This is a genomic window from Variovorax sp. dw_954 (assembly GCF_018449755.1).
Taxonomy (GTDB): Bacteria; Pseudomonadota; Gammaproteobacteria; order Burkholderiales; family Burkholderiaceae_C; genus Variovorax.
On the sequence record NZ_JAAVVD010000003.1, the window covers coordinates 23,606 to 40,319 of the forward strand.

A 16,714-nucleotide genomic window follows, 5' to 3' on the forward strand; every position below is an offset into this window, starting at 1 on the left:
GAGCCTGAGCCGTGGACCTCACAACGCTTCGCATCGGCGCCACCGTCGCCTGCTTCCTCGTCTTCATGGGCATCCTGGCCTGGACCTTCTCGCCCCGCAACACGCGCCGTTTCGAAGAGGCCTCGCAGCTTCCTTTCGAACAGGACTGAAGCGAGCACGCCATGAACGACTTCATCAACGACTTCTGGGCCAACTACGTCGCCGGGGCTGCCGTGGTCAGCATCCTCGCCTGCGCCTTGCTGCTGTGGCTGACGGCGCGCAAGCGCGTGGTGGCCAGCGACGACAACACCACCGGCCACGTCTGGGACGAAGACCTGCGCGAGGCCAACAATCCGCTGCCGCTGTGGTGGGTCGGGCTGTTCGTGATCACCATCCTGTTCGGCTTCGCCTACCTGGCCTTCTTTCCCGGCCTCGGCAGTTTCAACGGCAAGCTCGGATGGAGCGCCGGCGGGCAGTACGAGGCGGAGGTGGCACAGGCTGACAAGGAACTGGTGCCGGTCTACGCCGCCTACACGGCCATGCCGGTGGAACAGATCGCCGGGGATGCGAAGGCCATGGCCATCGGCGAGCGCATCTTCATGAATAACTGCGCGCAATGCCACGGCTCCGACGCGCGCGGCAGCAAGGGGTTTCCGAACCTCACCGACACCGATTGGCTGCACGGCGGCGCGCCCGACAAGATCATCGAGACGATCACCAAGGGCCGCATCGGCGTGATGCCGCCGATGGCCGCGGCGGTCGGTACGCCAGAGGACGTCAAGAACGTCGCGCAGTACGTGCTGAGCCTGTCGGGCAGTTCGACGGATTCGTTGCGCGCCGAGCTGGGCAAGTCGAAGTTCACGGCCTGCGCCGCCTGCCACGGCATCGGCGGCGTCGGCAACCAGGCCCTCGGCGCGCCCGCGCTGAACGACAAGGTGTGGCTGCACGGCTTTGGCCAGGAAGCCATCATCGCGATGATCAACAACGGCAAGCACAACGTGATGCCGCCGCAGGAAGGGCGCCTGACCGAGGCGCAGATCAAGGTGGTGGCGTCGTATGTGTGGGGCTTGTCGAACAAGCCGCAGTCGGCCGCCAAGGCCGCGCCCTGAACCGGGCAATTGGCCATGACCGACGCCGTGCGGCCCCGCAAGACCATCCCCATCGTGCCTGTCGCGGCGGGCGGGGCCGGGGAGTCGGTCGGCCTGTACGAGGCGTCGAAGAAGATCTACCCGCGCACGGTGCGTGGCAAGTTCGCCCGCTGGCGCTGGGCCCTGGTCTTCGCCACCCAGCTCTTCTTCTACGCGATGCCGTGGGTCCAATGGGGCGGGCGCCAGTCGCTGCTGTTCGACCTGGCGACGCGGCGCTTCTACATCTTCAGGCTGGTGCTGTATCCGCAGGACCTGATCTACCTCTCGGGCCTGCTGGTGCTGTCGGCGTTGTCGCTGTTCCTCTTCACGGCGGTGGCCGGTCGACTGTGGTGCGGCTTCGCCTGTCCGCAGACGGTCTACACGGAAATCTTCATGTGGGTCGAGCACAAGATCGAGGGCAACCGCATCGCGCGCATGCGCCTGGACGGCGAACCCTTCTCGCTCGAGAAACTGGTGAAGAAGTGGTTCAAGCACGTCGTCTGGATCGGCATCGCGATGTGGACCGGCTTCACCTTCGTCGGCTACTTCACGCCGATCCGCGAGCTAGGCATGGAATTCCTGCAGACGCGCATGGGCTCGTGGGAAGTGTTCTGGGTCGTCTTCTATGGCTTCGCGACCTATGGCAACGCCGGCTTCATGCGCGAGCAGGTCTGCAAGTACATGTGTCCCTACGCCCGCTTCCAGAGCGCGATGTTCGACCGCGACACGCTGATCGCGAGCTACGACACCGGGCGTGGCGAGCCGCGCGGCGTGCGCGCCAAGGGCCGGGACGGCAAGGCGCTCGGACTGGGCGACTGCATCGATTGCGGGCTGTGCGTGCAGGTGTGCCCGACCGGAATCGACATCCGGCAGGGGCTGCAATACGAGTGCATCGGCTGCGGCCTCTGCGTGGACGCGTGCAACACCGTGATGGACCGCATGGCGCTGCCGCCCGGCCTGATCCGCTACGCGACCGAGAACGGGCTCGCGAAGGGCTGGTCCTCGTCGCAGGTGTGGCGACGCGTCTTCCGGCCGCGGGTGCTGGTCTATGGATGCGTGCTCCTCGCCTTGACGATCGGCCTGCTCGCGAGCCTGGTCCTGCGGGTGCCGCTGAAGGTCGACGTGGTGCGCGACAGGGGATCGCTCGCCCGCATCGCGGAGGGCGGACAGCTCGAGAACGTCTACCGCCTGCAGATCATGAACGCCACCGAGAAACAGCAGGCCTACCGCATCGCGGCCACCGGCCTGGACGGCTTGCACGTGGCCTCGGACGAGCTTGTCGAAGTCGGCGCGGCCCAGTCGCGCTGGGTCGCGGTGCGCCTGCAATTGCCGGCCGACAAGGCTCCGCCCGGCTCGCACACGGTGCACTTCGAAGTGGGCACTGCCGATGGCGGCGCACACGTCTCCGAGAAGGCCGTGTTCCTGGTGCCCCGATGAACAAGCAAGGAGAAAGCATGACAGCGTACGAACAAGCATCGGCGCCGCCGCCCTGGTGGCGCTACCCGCTGGTGTGGCTGGTGATCGGCCTGCCGGCGGCCGTCATCGTGGCCAGCCTGGCCTCCGCGTGGCTCGCCATGCACACCACCGACACGGTGGTCGAGGAGGACTACTACCGCAAGGGCATCGAGATCAACCGCACCCTGGCCGACAAGAGCCCGGTTCCCGCCCAGATGGGCCGCAACCACGCGATGACGCCCGCCGAGGACGTCCCGGTGCGCCCCAAGGCCAAGCCATGAGTGCGCGCAGATGGATCGCGATCCTGTGGCCCGCATTCATCCTGGCGAGCCTGATGGAACTGGTGGTGTTCGCCATCATCGATCCGTCCGACATGCGCTGGGGCAGGGAAGGACTCGGGCTGACGCGGCAGGCCGTCTACACCGCCAGCTTCTTCGCTTTCTGGGCGATGTCGGCTGCCGCGTGCGCGCTCTCGGTGGCACTGACCTTGGAGCCGCCCGAGGACGATCCCCTGGCGCGGCGCTTCAACGCCCGGGCGGATTGACGATGCATTGCAGCGCCTGCGGGTCGAGGATGCGCAGGTTGCGATGCCGCACCTCGACGATGCCGTCCACCACGAATCTCGACAGCGTCCGGCTGATGGTTTCCAGCTTGAGGCCGAGGTAGCTGCCGATTTCCCCGCGCGTCATGCGCAGGACCACCTCCGAGCGCGAGAAGCCACGCGCGTGCAGCCGCTGGACCAGGTTGAGCAGGAACGCGGCGAGCCGTTCTTCCGCCCGCATGCTGCCCAGCAGCAGCATGACGCCGTTCTCGCGCACGATCTCGCGGCTCATGATCTGGTGCACGTGGCGTTGCAGCGCCGGGACTTCGCGCGACAGTGCCTCGACCCGCTCGAACGGAATCACGCAGACCTCCGCGTCCTCGAGTGCGACGGCGTCGCAGTTGTGGTGCTCGTTGACGATGCCATCCAGCCCCATGATCTCGCCGGCCATCTGGAAGCCGGTGACCTGGTCGCGCCCGTCGTCGCTTGCCACGCGGGTCTTGAACACGCCGGTGCGAATGGCGTAGAGCGAGGTGAAGCGCTCGCCGTTGTGGAACAGCGTCTCGCGGCGGCGCAGCTTGCGCCGTGTCTTGACCAGGCCGTCGATGCGCTGGAGTTCGTGGGGTTGCAGGCCGGGGGGCATGCAGAGCTCCCGGAGGTTGCAGTTGGAGCAGGCGACCTGGATGGGCTGTGGAATGGTCATGGGCGCGTCGTTTGGTTGGCGGGATTCTGGCCGGCGCCACCTGCCGTGGGCTTGATGCACATCAAGACGCAGAACGGCCTGGGGAGGCACATTGCGTGGGTTCCATTGCCCGAGCCACGCCGATGTCTTCGAACTCCCCACCCGCACCGCTGCCGGTCCGTCCGACGCTGCCGTCGGTCGCCCTGCTGCGGCGCTTCGGGGTGGCCGGCCCGCGCTACACCTCCTATCCGACCGCCGACCGGTTCGTCGAAGCCTTCGACGCTGCGGACTATGCGCAGGCACTGCGCCAGCGCCGCAGCATGGGCGCCCGCGCGCAGCCGCTGTCGCTCTACGTCCATGTGCCGTTCTGCGAGTCGCTGTGCTACTTCTGTGCCTGCAACAAGATCGTCACGCGCCACCACGAGCGGGCAGGGCAATACCTCGACTACCTCGCGCGAGAGGTCGAGCTGCAGATGGCGCAGGTGGGCCAAGGCGCGTCGGTGAGCCAGCTGCACCTCGGGGGCGGCTCGCCGACCTTCCTGGACGACGCGCAACTGGCCGAACTGATGGGCATCCTCTACGGCGCCTTCACCTTCATACCGGATTGCGAGCGCTCGATCGAAGTCGATCCGCGCACCGTCGACGCCGAACGCCTTGCGAACCTGGCGGTGCTCGGCTTCAACCGCCTGAGCTTCGGCGTGCAGGATTTCGACCACGACGTGCAGAAGGCCATCCACCGTGTCCAACCCGCCATGCAGGTGTTCGAGCTCGTGGCGGCCGCGCGGGCGCTGGGCTTCAAGTCGGTCAACGTCGACCTGATCTACGGATTGCCGCTGCAGACCGTGGAATCCTTCGAGCGCACGCTGGAGCAGGTGTGCGAGCTGCGGCCCGACCGCGTCGCCCTGTATGCCTATGCGCACCTGCCCGACCGGTTCAAGGCCCAGCGCCGCATCCATGTCGAGCAGCTCCCGCCTGCCGAGGAGAAGGTGCAGATGCTGGCGCGATCGATCGCGGTGCTGAGTGCGGCCGGGTACGTCCACATCGGCATGGACCATTTCGCATTGCCGCAGGATGCGCTGGCCGTCGCCAGGCGCCAGGGCCGGCTGCATCGCAATTTCCAGGGCTACAGCACGCAGCCGGATTGCGACCTGCTGGCGCTCGGCGTGTCGGCCATCGGACGCATCGGCGCGACCTACAGCCAGAACGCGAAGTCGCTGGAGGAGTACTTCGACCATCTCGACCAGCGTCGCCTGCCGGTCGTGCGTGGCCTGGCGCTGTCGCGCGACGACCTGCTGAGACGCTCGGTCATCATGGCCCTGATGTGCCAGGGGCACCTCGACTTCGAGGCGCTGGGGCAGGCCCACTTCATCGACTTCCGCGACCACTTCGCGCCCGAGTTCGCCGTGCTCGGCCCGCTGATCGCGCACGGCCTCGTGCACCTGAGCGACCACGCGCTCGAAGTCACGCCGACGGGTTGGTTCTTCGTGCGCGCCATCGCCATGGTGTTCGACCGCTACCTGCAAGCCGATCGCAACAGGACGCGCTATTCGCGGATCGTGTGATGCAGGCCGGCCTCGCCGCCGCCGCGTTGCTGATGGGCCTTGCCGGCGGACCGCATTGCGCGGCCATGTGCGGCGCGCCGACGGCCGGGGTGATCCGGCTGGTGCGGGCGCCGACAACCGGCGCCGCCGGGGCGGCATCCGTGGGGGCGCCGTCCACCACCCTGGCGTTCCATGCGGGTCGCATCGCGAGCTATGCGCTGGGCGGGGCCGCGGTGGCGCTGGCGGCGCAATCGCTCGCGTTCGCGGGCGCGCACGTGACGGCCCTGAAACCGCTGTGGGTGCTGCTGCACGCGGCCACGCTGGCCTGGGGGCTCGCGCTGATCGTGCAAGGTCGCCAGCCGGCCTGGGCGCATCGCTTCGGCAAGGCGCTGGCCTTGCGCGTGCGGCCGCACACGCGGTCGGGCTTCGGCGTGTTCGCGACGGGGGCGCTGTGGATCCTGATGCCTTGCGGCTTGCTCTATTCGGCGCTCGCGCTGGCGAGCCTGGGCAACGGCGCGCTGGACGGGGCCATGGCCATGGTCCTGTTCGCGCTGGGAAGCGGGTTGTCGTTGGCAGCGGCGCCATGGCTGTACGCGGCGGTGGGCCACAGGCTCGGGCCATCGCGCGAAGGCTGGGGCGCCCGCGTTGCAGGCCTGCTGCTGGCCGCCCTGGCCTTGCAGGCGCTGTGGATGGACATGGGGCAGGCCATCGGCGACTGGTGCCGCTGAGAAGGTGTGAATCTTTCTACTGCGGACGCCAATCCCGGGTCTGCGGTCCTCACCGTACGGGTGTACGGTTCCGGTCCTCAACCCGACCTTGGCGCCCTCGCTACGAAATCTCACACCTTCCGAAGCACTCAAATGCCAGCGAAATGAAAGGCGTGCCTGCATCCGGCAACTGCATCGCGGATCTTCGTGGTTACACAGCGGACACAAGGCATTCACCCACTGTTACCCAGGCCGCTCCCGCCGTCGCCTGCCAGTTACACCCGCTTTCTAAGCTTTGTTCATCCAACCGCAAGGAGCCAGCGATGAACGAAGCGCCCACCATCACGCCGAACCACACCTCCGGCGTCAGCCGCATTGCAGCGATGCTCCAGCTGCTCCAGGACAGCGTGCCGATCCAGCGGCGGGTCGTTCGCAGTGGCGACGTGGTCTACCAGGTGGGCCAGCAATTCAATTGCCTCTATGTCGTCAGCTCCGGTTTCTTCAAGATGGTCAACCTGTCGGGCGATGGCCGCGAGCAGGTGGTCAGCCTGCATTTCAAGGGCGACTGGATGGGCCTGGACGGCATCGCCGAGAACCAGTACGGCTGCGACGCCATCGCCATGGACACGGGCGAGGTGTGGGCCATCCGCTATGACGCGCTGATCCAGGCCGCCGTGCGCACACCTGCGCTCTTGACCGCGATGCATGGCGCCATGAGCCGCGAGCTGGTGCGCGACCACGACTCGATGCTGTCCCTGTGCTCGCAGCCGGCCGATGCGCGGGTCGCGGGCTTCCTGCGCTACTGGGCCGATGCGCTCGACCAGCGCGGCCTGCGTACCGACCAGTTCACCCTGCGCATGACGCGTGCCGAGATCGGCAACTACCTCGGCATGACGCTGGAGACCGTGAGTCGGGCGCTGTCGCGGCTGGCGCGCGGCGACGTGATCCGCTTCGTCGAGAAGGGTCGGCGCGACATCCACATTCCGCGCGTCGAGGCGCTGACGAGTTTCATCCGGGACGTCAGCACGCCCGCCGTAGGCGCCGAAGCCCTTCACTGAGCGCTGTTCAGCAGCCTGGCCATCGCGCGTTCCAGTTCAGCGCGGGTGTAGGGCTTGCGCAGCAGGTCCCACTTGTAGGGCTCGCCCAGCAGGTCGCTGGAATAGCCCGACATCAGCAGCACCGGCAACCCTGGCCGCTGCGCGCGTGCCACTTCGGCCAGTTCGGTGCCGCGCATGCCGTGGCCGAGCACGATGTCGGTCAGCAGCAGGTCGAACGGTGTGTTCTCGTCGAGCGCCCGCAATGCTTCCTCGGCATCCGCGCAGACGACCACCTCGCAGGCCATGGCGGCCAGGAACGCCTCGACCACCTTGCGCACCTCCGCATCGTCCTCGACCAGCAGGACGTGGAGGCCCGAGGGGACGCGGCGGGGCGGGGCGGCGTCGCTGTTCGGATCCAAGCTCGTGCGCTTCTCGACGCGGGGCAGGTACAGCGTCACCGTCGTGCCGGCACCGGGGACACTGCGCAGCGTGATCCCGCCGTGTGACTGCCGGGCGAAACCGTAGACCGTCGACAGGCCCAGGCCAGTGCCGCGGCCGGCTTCCTTGGTGGTGAAGAAGGGCTCGAAGGCGCGTTCCATGATGGACTCCGGCATGCCCGTGCCCGTGTCGGTGATGGCGATGGCAACGTAGCCTTCGGCCGCGGGGCTGGGGTCCGCGCGGAGTTCGGCGGGCAGCGTTGCCGCGGGCGCGCATGCGAAGGCGATCGTCCCGCCGTGCGGCATGGCGTCCCGGGCGTTGATGGCCACGTTCAGCAATGCGGACTCGAGTTGCACCGGGTCGGCCATGCACAGGACCTGCTGCGCGTCGAGCGTGATGGCAATGCGCTGGTCGAGCGTGCGCGTGAGCATGCCGGTCAGCGACGTCAGCAGGGCCAGCGTGTCGACGACGGTCGGCTGCAACACCTGCCGTCTGGAGAAGGCCAGCAGCTTGCTCGTCAGCTCGGCGCCCCGCCGCGTGGCCCGGTGTGCTGCCGCGACCAGTTGCCGGACCATGTCGTCGTCGGCGCAGGCGGGCAGCTCTTCCAGCACCTGCAGGTTGCCGGAGATCACGGTCAAGAGGTTGTTGAAGTCGTGCGCCACGCCGCCGGTGAGTTGGCCCACCGTCTCCAGCCGCTGCGCGTGATTGAGCGCCTCCTCGCTGGCGGTGCGCTGCATCACGGTGGCCAGCATGCTCGACAGCGACTCCAGGAAGCGCACCTCGTCATCGCCGAAGCGCTGTGGCGTGCGCGAGCGCACCGCCAGCGTGCCGATGGTGCGGCCCCGGTCGCCCAGCGCCACCGAGAGCTCGCACACCATGCCGGCCTTGATGTAGTGCGCCGGGATGGTGAAGCGATGCTCGCTCGCATAGTCCCGCATCAGCACGGATTCGCCGGTCGCCACCACATGGCCCGAAGGCGATCCGGGGGTGTTCGGAATGCGTCGCCCGGCGGACTCTTCCGGCAGCAGGCCGACGCCCGCCGCGATGCGGAACTCCAGTCCGCTGGCCTCGAGCAGCAGCACCTTGGCCATCTCGACCTGCAGCGCTTCGGATGCAATGACCGGCACCAGTTCCAGCAGCTGCTGCGAGCCGCGCGCCTCCACCGCCAGGCGGCCGAAGCGGGCCAGGTGCTCCGCATAGCGCGCCCGTTGCAAGGCCTGCCTGACGCGCGGGTAGTCGCCCACGCTGCGGATGGCCGCCACCACATAGGGCAGGCCATGGTCCTGGAGCGGGCTCAGGCCGATCTCGACCATCACCTCGCTGCCATCGCGGCGCCGCGCGACCAGGTCCATCTGCGTGCCCATCGCACGGGCGCGCGGCTGCTCGGCATAGGCGCCGCGCCATGCGGCATGGCGGGGCCGTATCGCATCAGGCACCAGTTGCTCGATCGACAGACCGGTGAGCTGGTCCATCGAATAGCCGAGCAGGTCGAGCGCCGCGGGGTTGGCCAGCCGGATCGTGCCTTGCCGGTCGACCAGCAGCAGCGCGTCAGGATAGGCGCCGAAGAGCGTCCGGAACAAGGCGCCGTCGTCCATTTCCGGCAACGACGGCAACGGCGTCATCATCCGGCCTCGACCCTGGGCACCAGGATGTAGCCGGCGCCGCGCACCGACTTGATGATCTGCGGGTTGTCGGGGTCGGCCTCGACCTTGCGGCGCAGGCGTCCGATCTGCACGTCGATGGTCCGGTCGAAAGGGCCGCCATCGCGGCCACGCGTGTGCACCAGCAGGAAGTCGCGCGACAGCACGCGGCCGGGATGCGTGACCAACGTGGTCAGCAGGTCGAACTCGCCGGCGGTGAGCGCCACCTCGGCGCCGCTCGGGTCGAGCAAGCGGCGGGCAGCGGTGTCGAGCTGCCACTGTGCAAAGCGCAGCGACGTGGACGCTGCCGGTTCCGCGGGCGCGGGCGCAGGCGGCGCACTGGCGGGCGTGAGCCGCCGCAACACCGCCTTGATGCGTGCCAGCAACTCGCGCAGGTCGAAAGGCTTGGTGACGTAGTCGTCCGCGCCGACTTCCAGCCCGACCACCTTGTCCACGGCATCGCCACGGCCGGTCACGATCACCAGCCCGCAGCGCCAGTGTTCGCGCAACGCGCGCGCAATGGAGAAGCCGTCTTCGCCGGGCAGGCCCAGGTCGAGCAGCACCAGCGCCGGCGCGTCGCGCGCCATCAGTTCCATGAGTGCCTTGCCGGAATGCACCTGGCTGACGCGAAAGCCATGGTTGCCGAGGTAGGTTGCCAACAGTTGGGTGATGTCGACTTCGTCGTCGAGGACGGCCAGGTGGGTGGGAATATTCACGCGCGGATAGTAGTGCGGGCGCGCTGCTTGCGCCATATCGGCATACGCGACGGCCGGTATCCCGCTCGATGACGGCGCTTTCGGCCTCGCGGCGTGCCGATCATCAGGCGTGCTGGTTCAGCGCGTCCCGCAGGTTGCGGTATCCGGTGCCCTGCATGGTGCCGAACAACGGGTCCGGCTGGGGCGGCACGGTCCTGGCCACGGACTTCCAGTCGTGCTCGTCCAGCAGGCGCGCCGCACGCGGCAGGATGTCGCGCTCCTCGGTCGCCAGGTGATGTCGGTAGTAGGCAAGGTAGAGCGCCGCTGCCGCCTCGACCTTGTCGCGCGCGATCACCGCGTCGCCGATGATGCCGTTCAGCAGGCCGACCAGCTCCTCGCCGGCAATGGCAATGGCCCGGTGCTCCTGCTTCAGGCGGTTGACGGGCAGGCGCAGTTCGGGCGCGCGCAGGACCAGCAGCTCGAACGCCGCGTCCTCCAGGGGATGGTGGACGCGGTCGCCGTATTCGCGAAGGTACGAGACGATGTCGAGCATCAGGTTGTAGTCGGGCTCGCCGTCGTCGTGGAACTCGGCGACCTGCTGCTTCAGCAGGTCCAGGAGGCGCGAGAAATGGACGTGATCGGCATGCCACCGGGTGATCAGGCTTTTCATGAGGGGTCCCTTGTCGTGGCGATCAGGCCAATGGCTCATCACTGACTCCGCAGATGAAGGAAGGAATTCAATGTAGGGCGCGACGCCGGACCACGCCTTGCCCTGGATCAAGGAATGGACGCGGGCCGGTGGCACAGTCGCAGGTATGAACCGGCCAGAGTCCACCCCTGAACTTGCGGACGCCTCGCTGGTCCTGGCATTGCGCGAGCGATTGCAGGCCGAGTCGGGGCTGGCGGTGGCACTGGTCGAGACGCACATCTCCTGGGTGCTGCTGGCATCGTCGATGGCGTACAAGCTCAAGAAGCCGGTTCGGCTGGCCTTCGTCGACTTCAGCACACTGGCGGCGCGAAAGCACTTCTGCGAGGAAGAGCTTCGGCTCAATCGGCGACTGGCACCCGGCCTGTATCGCGACGTCAGGCCTGTGACTGGCACGTCGCAGGCACCGCGCATCGGCTCAACTGACGACGATGGCGAACCGATCGACTATGTGGTCCGCATGCGGCGCTTCCCGGACGGGATGCTGCTGGGCGAACTGCTGTCGGCGGGGCAACTGGAACCTGTCGAGCTCGATGGCCTTGCACAGCGGCTCGCGTCCTTTCACCGTGCCGCGCCGGTTGCGGCGGCGGACTCGGGCTTCGGTGCGCCGAAGCGCATCGAGCGGTCGGTCATGGCGGCACTGGCCGGCCTGGAAGCCGCATGCGGCACGGCGCGTCTCGCAGCGTTGCGGCGCTGGGTCGAGGACCGGGCGGTGGGCCTGCGCATGGCCTGGCTGCTGCGCCAGCGGACGGGTGCCGTGCGCGAATGCCATGGCGACCTGCACCTTGCCAACGTGGTACGGCTCGACGGCGGCCTGCAACCCTTCGACTGCATCGAGTTCGATCCAGCGCTGCGCTGGATCGACGTGATGAGCGACGTCGCCTTCCTCTCGATGGACCTGAAGGCACACGGTCACACCGACCTGGCATTCCGCTTCCTCGACAGCTACCTGCAACACGCGGGCGACCACGAAGGCGTGCCCGTGCTGCGCTTCTACGAGGTCTACAGGGCGCTCGTCCGGGCGCACGTCGCCAGCCTGCGCGCTGCGCCGGGCGAGGGCCGACCCGGCGTCGAGGACTACCTGTGCTGCGCCGAGGACATCGTGCGCCGCGCCGAACGCACGCCGCGGCTGCTGATCACGCACGGCTTGTCGGGCTCCGGCAAGTCGACCGTCGCCGGCCAGTTGCTGGAACTGGCGGGAGCGGTGCGCGTGCGTTCCGACGTCGAGCGCAAGCGCCTGTTCGGACTGGACGCGCTCGCGCGCTCGGCCGACCACGCCATCGACATCTACACGCCCGAAGCCACGCGCCGCACCTTTGCCCGCCTGGCCGACGCGGCGCGCCTGGCATTGCAGGCGGGCTATCCGGTGATCGTGGACGCGGCCTTCCTGCGCCGTGCCGAACGGGCCGCGTTCCACGCGCTGGCCGCCTCCCTTCGGTTGCCGTTCGCGATCCTCGACCTGCGCGCCAGCCCGGCCCAGTTGCGCCACCGTGTCGCATTGCGCCGGGCCGAAGGCACCGACGCGTCCGAGGCAGGCCCGGAGGTATTGGAGCGGCAGTTTGCGTTCCAGGAGCCGCTGGACGCGCAGGAGCGCGCGATGGCCATCTGCGTGGAAACCGAAATGCGCCCGGATGCGGCCTCGCTGTGCGCGCTCTGGATGCACGCCGTCTGAAGCACGCGCGGGCGCCGCGCTGAACGCCGCTGTTCAGCCTCGCGCGATGGTGTCCAGCAGGATGGCCTGCAGCATGCAGCGGTGGTTCTCCTCCCGCCGGGTGTCGTCGAGCGGGCTCGCGTGCATTCGCAGGGTCCATCCCTTGGGCCGCGTGGCATCGACCACGAAGGTGGCATCGTTCGAGGCCGATGAAACAGCGCCGCCCGGCAGCACGTCGAAACCGATGCTGCGCGCCGCGGACACGAAGGTACGGCCGCGTGCGGTGTCGGCGTCGCCCAGGATGCGGATCGACAGGAGCGCCGACGACGACAACGAATGCTCGTGGAGCGTCATCAGGTCGGCCAAGGCGCGCAAGGGATGGTGGTCGAGGTCCAGCCCGTCGTAGACCGGCACGCCGGCCCCCTTTTCGATCTCGCGCATCGCAGCGGCGGGCAATGAGCCGCAATCGATGGCGTCGTACAACTGGCCCAGCGCGCGTGCAAGGGCGTCGACATCCTGCGGCCGCGATTCCGGCGACCGGCCGTAGCCGATGACCGCCACGCGCAGGCCGAGATCCAGCGCGGCGCGATGCAGTGCCGACGGCTCCTCTCGGATGGGTCCGCAGGTCAGCAGGGCCAGGTTCCTGTCACGCAGGGGCTTGCGATGGCCCCCGCTGCGCCCGTCGGGCCGCAGGCGTCGGGCAGTTGCAAAGAATTCGAGGATGTTCGTCGCCGCCAGCGGCCGCAGCAGTGACAGGCGGGTGGGAACGAGCGGGTTGGCGTGGTGCACGAGCCTGAAGGTACAGGCTCGTGCACGCCGGACCTTGATGCCTGTCAAAGCCCTGATGCGCCGTCGGCAGCTATTGCGGCCGCATCATGCACTTTGACGCGGCGCAAGGCCGGGCAGGGCAGCGGGCACTATGGTGGTCATCGCACTCACGACATCCAAGGACTCACCATGCCGACCCCCAGGACCATCCTCGTCCACCTCGACAGTTCCGATCGCGCGGCGGAGCGCGTCAAGGTCGCACGCCAGCTGGCCGAGGCCTTCGACGCCGAAGTCACGGCCTTGCCGTGCACGACGACCGCGTTGATGCGCTATCCCTATGCGCTGGAGGGTTCGGCCGATGCCATGGCCATCATGCAGTCGCTGGACGAGGAATGCCGCAACAAGGCGCATGCCACCTTCACGACGGCCGGTGCCGGCTCGCCGCGCCTGCGCTGGGTCGAACCGATGGACGACGCGCCCTGGGGCTTCGCCCGGCACGCGCTCTACGCCGACTTGCTCGTGCTGGGCCAGCGCAATGCCGACGACCCAGCCGCGGGAGAGTTGCCACCGGATTTCCTGTCCAGCGTGCTCGTCGAATGCGGCAGGCCCGCGCTGGTCCTGCCCTATGCGGGGCTGGTCGAGCCCATCGGCCGGACCGTGCTCATCGGCTGGAAGGAATCACGCGAGGCCGCCCGCGCCGTGTCGGCCGCGATGCCATGGCTGACGCGTGCGGAGTCCGTGCACGCGGTCTGCTATGGCGAGGGCGCGGAAGCAGCCTTGCGCAGCCTCCAGGCATACCTCAAGGCGCATGGTGTGAATGCCACGGCGCATGCAGGTGGCCACGCGGATGGCGATGCCGGCGAGCACCTGCTGTCGATGGCCGCCGACACAGGCGCGGACCTGCTCGTGATGGGCTGCTTCGGCCACAGCCGCGCGCGCGAATGGGTGCTGGGCGGGGCGACACGATCGATCCTGCAATCGATGACGGTGCCGGTGTTGATGTCGCACTGACGAGGCAGCGCCGATGAAACCCGGGCGGGTGCAGGCGAGGTCCGAGGACGGCGGGCATCCTCCTCCGCGAATGTCCCCCGGCCTCCTCCTTTATTTCGCTGCGGAGGACGCCCACCGCCCTCGGCCCAAGTGAAGCCGCGTCGTGCCGGCCGATCAACCCTGGCGCGTCTGGATCACGTCGATGGTGTGCTCCACGCAGCGAAATAAAGGAGGAGCCGGCGGCCGCAGGCTGACGGCGGGGGACATTCGCGGAGTGGAGTACGCCGTCGGCGTGATCCCGCCCCCGGTCCGCAAAACGGTCTGGCATTGCCACTCGTGGCGCCGCAGTTGCATCTCGTGGTGGGCTCAACGTAACGGCCACTTCCACCCGCTGATCTCCGGCATGTCCTGCCCATGGCGCCGGATGTACGCACTGTGCTCCAGCAGCCGGTCGCGCAGCCGCTGCTGCACATGCCCCGCGCCATCGCGGATGCGTGGCACGCGGTCGATCGCGTCGGCGGCGAGATGGAAGCGGTCGAGGTGGTTCAGCACCGTCATGTCGAAGGGCGTGGTGGTGGTGCCTTCCTCGCGGTAGCCGTGCACGTGGAAATTGGCGTGGTTGGCACGCTGGTAGATCAGGCGGTGGATCAGCGTGGGATAGCCGTGGAAGGCGAAGATCACCGGCGCGCTCGTGGTGAACATCGAGTCGAAGGTCGCGTCGCTCACGCCATGCGGATGGGCGCCGGGCGACTGCAAGGCCATCAGGTCGACCACGTTGACCACGCGCACCTTGAGGCCGGGCACCTCGTGGCGCAACAAGTCGACCGCGGCGAGCGTCTCGAGCGTGGGCACGTCGCCCGCGCAGGCCATCACCACGTCCGGCGCGACGCCCTCGTCGTTGCTGGCCCAGGTCCACACGCCCAGGCCGGCGCTGCAATGGCGTTCGGCCGCCGCGATGTCGAGCCATTGGGCCGCGGGCGCCTTGCCGGCCACGATCACGTTCACGTAGTCGCGGCTGCGCAGGCAGTGGTCGACCACCGACAGCAGCGAGTTCGCATCGGGCGGCAGGTAGACGCGTACCACGTCGGCGCTCTTGTTCACCACATGGTCCATGAAGCCCGGGTCCTGGTGGCTGAAGCCGTTGTGGTCCTGCTGCCAGACGTGGCTGGTGAGCAGGTAGTTCATCGATGCGATGGGGCGCCGCCAGGGAATGCAGCGCGTGGTCTTCAGCCACTTCGCGTGCTGGTTGAACATCGAGTCGACGATGTGGATGAAGGCCTCGTAGCAGGAGAAGAAACCGTGCCGCCCGGTCAGCAGGTAGCCTTCGAGCCAACCCTGGCACAGGTGCTCGCTGAGCACTTCCATGACGCGGCCGGCGGGCGAGACGTGGTCGTCGCCGGGCTCGACGAGCGCGGTCGAGGTGCGGTCGGTGACATCGAACACCGCGCCGAGCCGGTTGGACGCGGTCTCGTCCGGGCCCACGATGCGGAAGTTGCATTGCGCGTCGTTCAGGCGCATCACGTCGCGAAGGAACTGGCCGGTCACGCGGGTCGCCTCGGCGCGCACGGCACCCGGCGCCTCCACCGCGACCGCGTAGGCGCGGAAGTCGGGCAGGGCGAGGTCCTTCAGCAGCAGCCCGCCGTTGGCATGTGGATTGGCGCTCATGCGCCGCGTGCCGGCGGGGGCGAGCGCGGCGATCTCCGGGTGCAGCATGCCGGCCTCGTCGAACAGCTCCTCGGGCCGGTAGCTGCGCATCCAGTCCTCGAGCAGTTGGACGTGGCTCGGGTTGTCGGCGAACCCCGTGAGCGGCACCTGGTGCGCCCGGAACGTGCCCTCGACCTGCAGGCCATCCACGACCTTCGGCCCGGTCCAGCCCTTCGGCGAACGCAGCACGATCATCGGCCAGGGCCTGCGCGCGGTGAAGCCGTCCTCGCGCGCCTCGGCCTGGATGGCGCCGATCGCATGCAGCGACGCGTCCAGCGCCTCGGCCATCGCGGCGTGCATGGCGAAGGGGTCGTGGCCCGACACGAAGTGCGGCTCGTAGCCATGGCCGCGCATGAGCTGCGTCAGCTCCTCGTCGCCGATGCGCGCGAGCACCGTGGGGCCCGCGATCTTGTAGCCGTTGAGGTGCAGGATCGGCAGCACCGCGCCGTCGCGCCCGGGGTTGAGGAACTTGTTGGAGTGCCAGCTGGCCGCCAGTGCGCCGGTCTCGGCCTCGCCGTCGCCGATCACGCAGCAGGCGATGAGATCGGGGTTGTCGAAGACGGCGCCGTACGCATGCAGCAGTGCGTATCCGAGTTCGCCGCCTTCATGGATCGAGCCGGGCGTCTCCGGCGCCACGTGGCTCGGGATGCCGCCCGGAAAGGAAAACTGCTTGAACAGACGCTGCATGCCCTGCGCATCGCGCGAGACGGCCGGGTACACCTCGCTGTAGGTGCCTTCGAGGTACACGTTGGCCACCACGCCCGGGCCGCCGTGTCCCGGGCCCGCGATGTAGATTGCGTCCAGGTCGCGCGCCTTGATGGCGCGGTTCATGTGCGCATAGATGAAGTTCAGGCCGGGCGTCGTGCCCCAGTGGCCGAGCAGGCGGGGCTTGATGTGCTCCAGGCGCAGGGGCTCGCGCAACAGGGGGTTGTCCAGCAGGTAGATCTGCCCCACGGACAGGTAGTTGGCGGCGCGCCACCAGGCGTCGAGCAGCTTGAAGTCGTTGTTCGGTGTTTCGTTCATCAGGCACTTCCAGGCGTTGGATGGTCGGAT

The 16,714-nt window shown here is 68.3% G+C and carries 16 protein-coding genes; 10 read left to right on the forward strand and 6 right to left on the reverse strand.

Annotated elements, in window-relative coordinates; translation table 11 throughout:
* The first annotated feature begins 11 nt into the window (after positions 1–11).
* The 5 genes from HB681_RS06195 to HB681_RS06215 are packed head-to-tail and all read left to right on the forward strand — an operon-like array spanning position 12 to position 3,105.
* A complete protein-coding gene (locus tag HB681_RS06195) occupies positions 12–149 on the forward strand; it encodes a cbb3-type cytochrome c oxidase subunit 3 (protein ID WP_213953922.1) in 138 nt (45 codons plus the stop codon).
* A gap of 12 nt (positions 150–161) precedes the next feature.
* Entirely contained in the window at positions 162–1,088 is a 927-nt protein-coding gene (ccoP, locus tag HB681_RS06200) for a cytochrome-c oxidase, cbb3-type subunit III (protein ID WP_213953923.1), read from the forward strand.
* Between the two features lie 15 nt (positions 1,089–1,103).
* Positions 1,104–2,543 (forward strand): cytochrome c oxidase accessory protein CcoG, encoded by a 1,440-nt coding sequence (ccoG, locus tag HB681_RS06205; protein ID WP_213953924.1) that lies wholly within the window; start codon positions 1,104–1,106, stop codon positions 2,541–2,543.
* Positions 2,544–2,560: 17 nt separating this feature from the next.
* Positions 2,561–2,842: a FixH family protein gene (locus HB681_RS06210; RefSeq protein WP_256354639.1), complete on the forward strand. Its 282-nt coding sequence runs from the start codon at positions 2,561–2,563 to the stop codon at positions 2,840–2,842.
* Positions 2,839–3,105: a hypothetical protein gene (locus HB681_RS06215; protein ID WP_213953926.1), complete on the forward strand. Its 267-nt coding sequence runs from the start codon at positions 2,839–2,841 to the stop codon at positions 3,103–3,105. Before HB681_RS06210 ends, HB681_RS06215 begins: the two co-directional genes overlap by 4 nt.
* Here the strand turns inward: HB681_RS06215 and fnr are convergent.
* The gene (gene fnr / locus HB681_RS06220; protein WP_213953927.1) at positions 3,086–3,805 is read right to left on the reverse strand and encodes a fumarate/nitrate reduction transcriptional regulator Fnr; all 720 of its coding nucleotides are present in this window, start codon (positions 3,803–3,805) and stop codon (positions 3,086–3,088) included. The genes HB681_RS06215 and fnr overlap by 20 nt on opposite strands.
* Positions 3,806–3,927: 122 nt before the next feature.
* On the opposite strand from fnr, the gene hemN reads away from it, so the two are divergent.
* The 3 genes from hemN to HB681_RS06235 all read left to right on the forward strand — a co-directional run bounded on the left by hemN (position 3,928) and on the right by HB681_RS06235 (position 7,090).
* Positions 3,928–5,346 carry an oxygen-independent coproporphyrinogen III oxidase gene (hemN, locus tag HB681_RS06225; protein ID WP_213953928.1) on the forward strand — a complete coding sequence of 473 codons (1,419 nt, stop codon included), beginning with the start codon at positions 3,928–3,930 and terminating at the stop codon, positions 5,344–5,346.
* A complete protein-coding gene (locus HB681_RS06230; RefSeq protein ID WP_213953929.1) occupies positions 5,346–6,053 on the forward strand; it encodes a sulfite exporter TauE/SafE family protein in 708 nt (235 codons plus the stop codon). Before hemN ends, HB681_RS06230 begins: the two co-directional genes overlap by 1 nt.
* A 302-nt stretch (positions 6,054–6,355) precedes the next feature.
* Entirely contained in the window at positions 6,356–7,090 is a 735-nt protein-coding gene (locus HB681_RS06235) for a helix-turn-helix domain-containing protein (RefSeq protein ID WP_213953930.1), read from the forward strand.
* On the opposite strand, the gene HB681_RS06240 is transcribed toward HB681_RS06235, so the two are convergent.
* The 3 genes from HB681_RS06240 to HB681_RS06250 all read right to left on the reverse strand — a co-directional run bounded on the left by HB681_RS06240 (position 7,084) and on the right by HB681_RS06250 (position 10,512).
* Positions 7,084–9,132 carry an ATP-binding protein gene (locus HB681_RS06240; protein ID WP_213953931.1) on the reverse strand — a complete coding sequence of 683 codons (2,049 nt, stop codon included), beginning with the start codon at positions 9,130–9,132 and terminating at the stop codon, positions 7,084–7,086. The genes HB681_RS06235 and HB681_RS06240 overlap by 7 nt on opposite strands.
* The gene (locus tag HB681_RS06245; protein ID WP_213953932.1) at positions 9,129–9,863 is read right to left on the reverse strand and encodes a response regulator; all 735 of its coding nucleotides are present in this window, start codon (positions 9,861–9,863) and stop codon (positions 9,129–9,131) included. The genes HB681_RS06240 and HB681_RS06245 overlap by 4 nt, the downstream gene beginning before the upstream one ends.
* Positions 9,864–9,966: 103 nt before the next feature.
* Positions 9,967–10,512, reverse strand: coding sequence for a hemerythrin domain-containing protein (locus tag HB681_RS06250; protein WP_213953933.1), 546 nt, complete (start codon positions 10,510–10,512; stop codon positions 9,967–9,969).
* Between the two features lie 145 nt (positions 10,513–10,657).
* Between HB681_RS06250 and HB681_RS06255 the strand changes: the two genes are divergently transcribed.
* Entirely contained in the window at positions 10,658–12,220 is a 1,563-nt protein-coding gene (locus tag HB681_RS06255; RefSeq protein WP_213953934.1) for a bifunctional aminoglycoside phosphotransferase/ATP-binding protein, read from the forward strand.
* A gap of 33 nt (positions 12,221–12,253) precedes the next feature.
* Here the strand turns inward: HB681_RS06255 and HB681_RS06260 are convergent, their stop codons facing one another.
* Positions 12,254–12,988 (reverse strand): hypothetical protein, encoded by a 735-nt coding sequence (locus tag HB681_RS06260; RefSeq protein WP_213953935.1) that lies wholly within the window; start codon positions 12,986–12,988, stop codon positions 12,254–12,256.
* A gap of 168 nt (positions 12,989–13,156) precedes the next feature.
* Between HB681_RS06260 and HB681_RS06265 the strand changes: the two genes are divergently transcribed.
* A complete protein-coding gene (locus HB681_RS06265; protein WP_213953936.1) occupies positions 13,157–13,978 on the forward strand; it encodes a universal stress protein in 822 nt (273 codons plus the stop codon).
* A 345-nt stretch (positions 13,979–14,323) separates the two neighbouring features.
* Here HB681_RS06265 and HB681_RS06270 read toward each other — a convergent pair whose 3' ends face one another.
* Positions 14,324–16,684 carry a phosphoketolase family protein gene (locus HB681_RS06270; protein ID WP_213953937.1) on the reverse strand — a complete coding sequence of 787 codons (2,361 nt, stop codon included), beginning with the start codon at positions 16,682–16,684 and terminating at the stop codon, positions 14,324–14,326.
* Between the last annotated feature and the right edge of the window lie 30 nt (positions 16,685–16,714).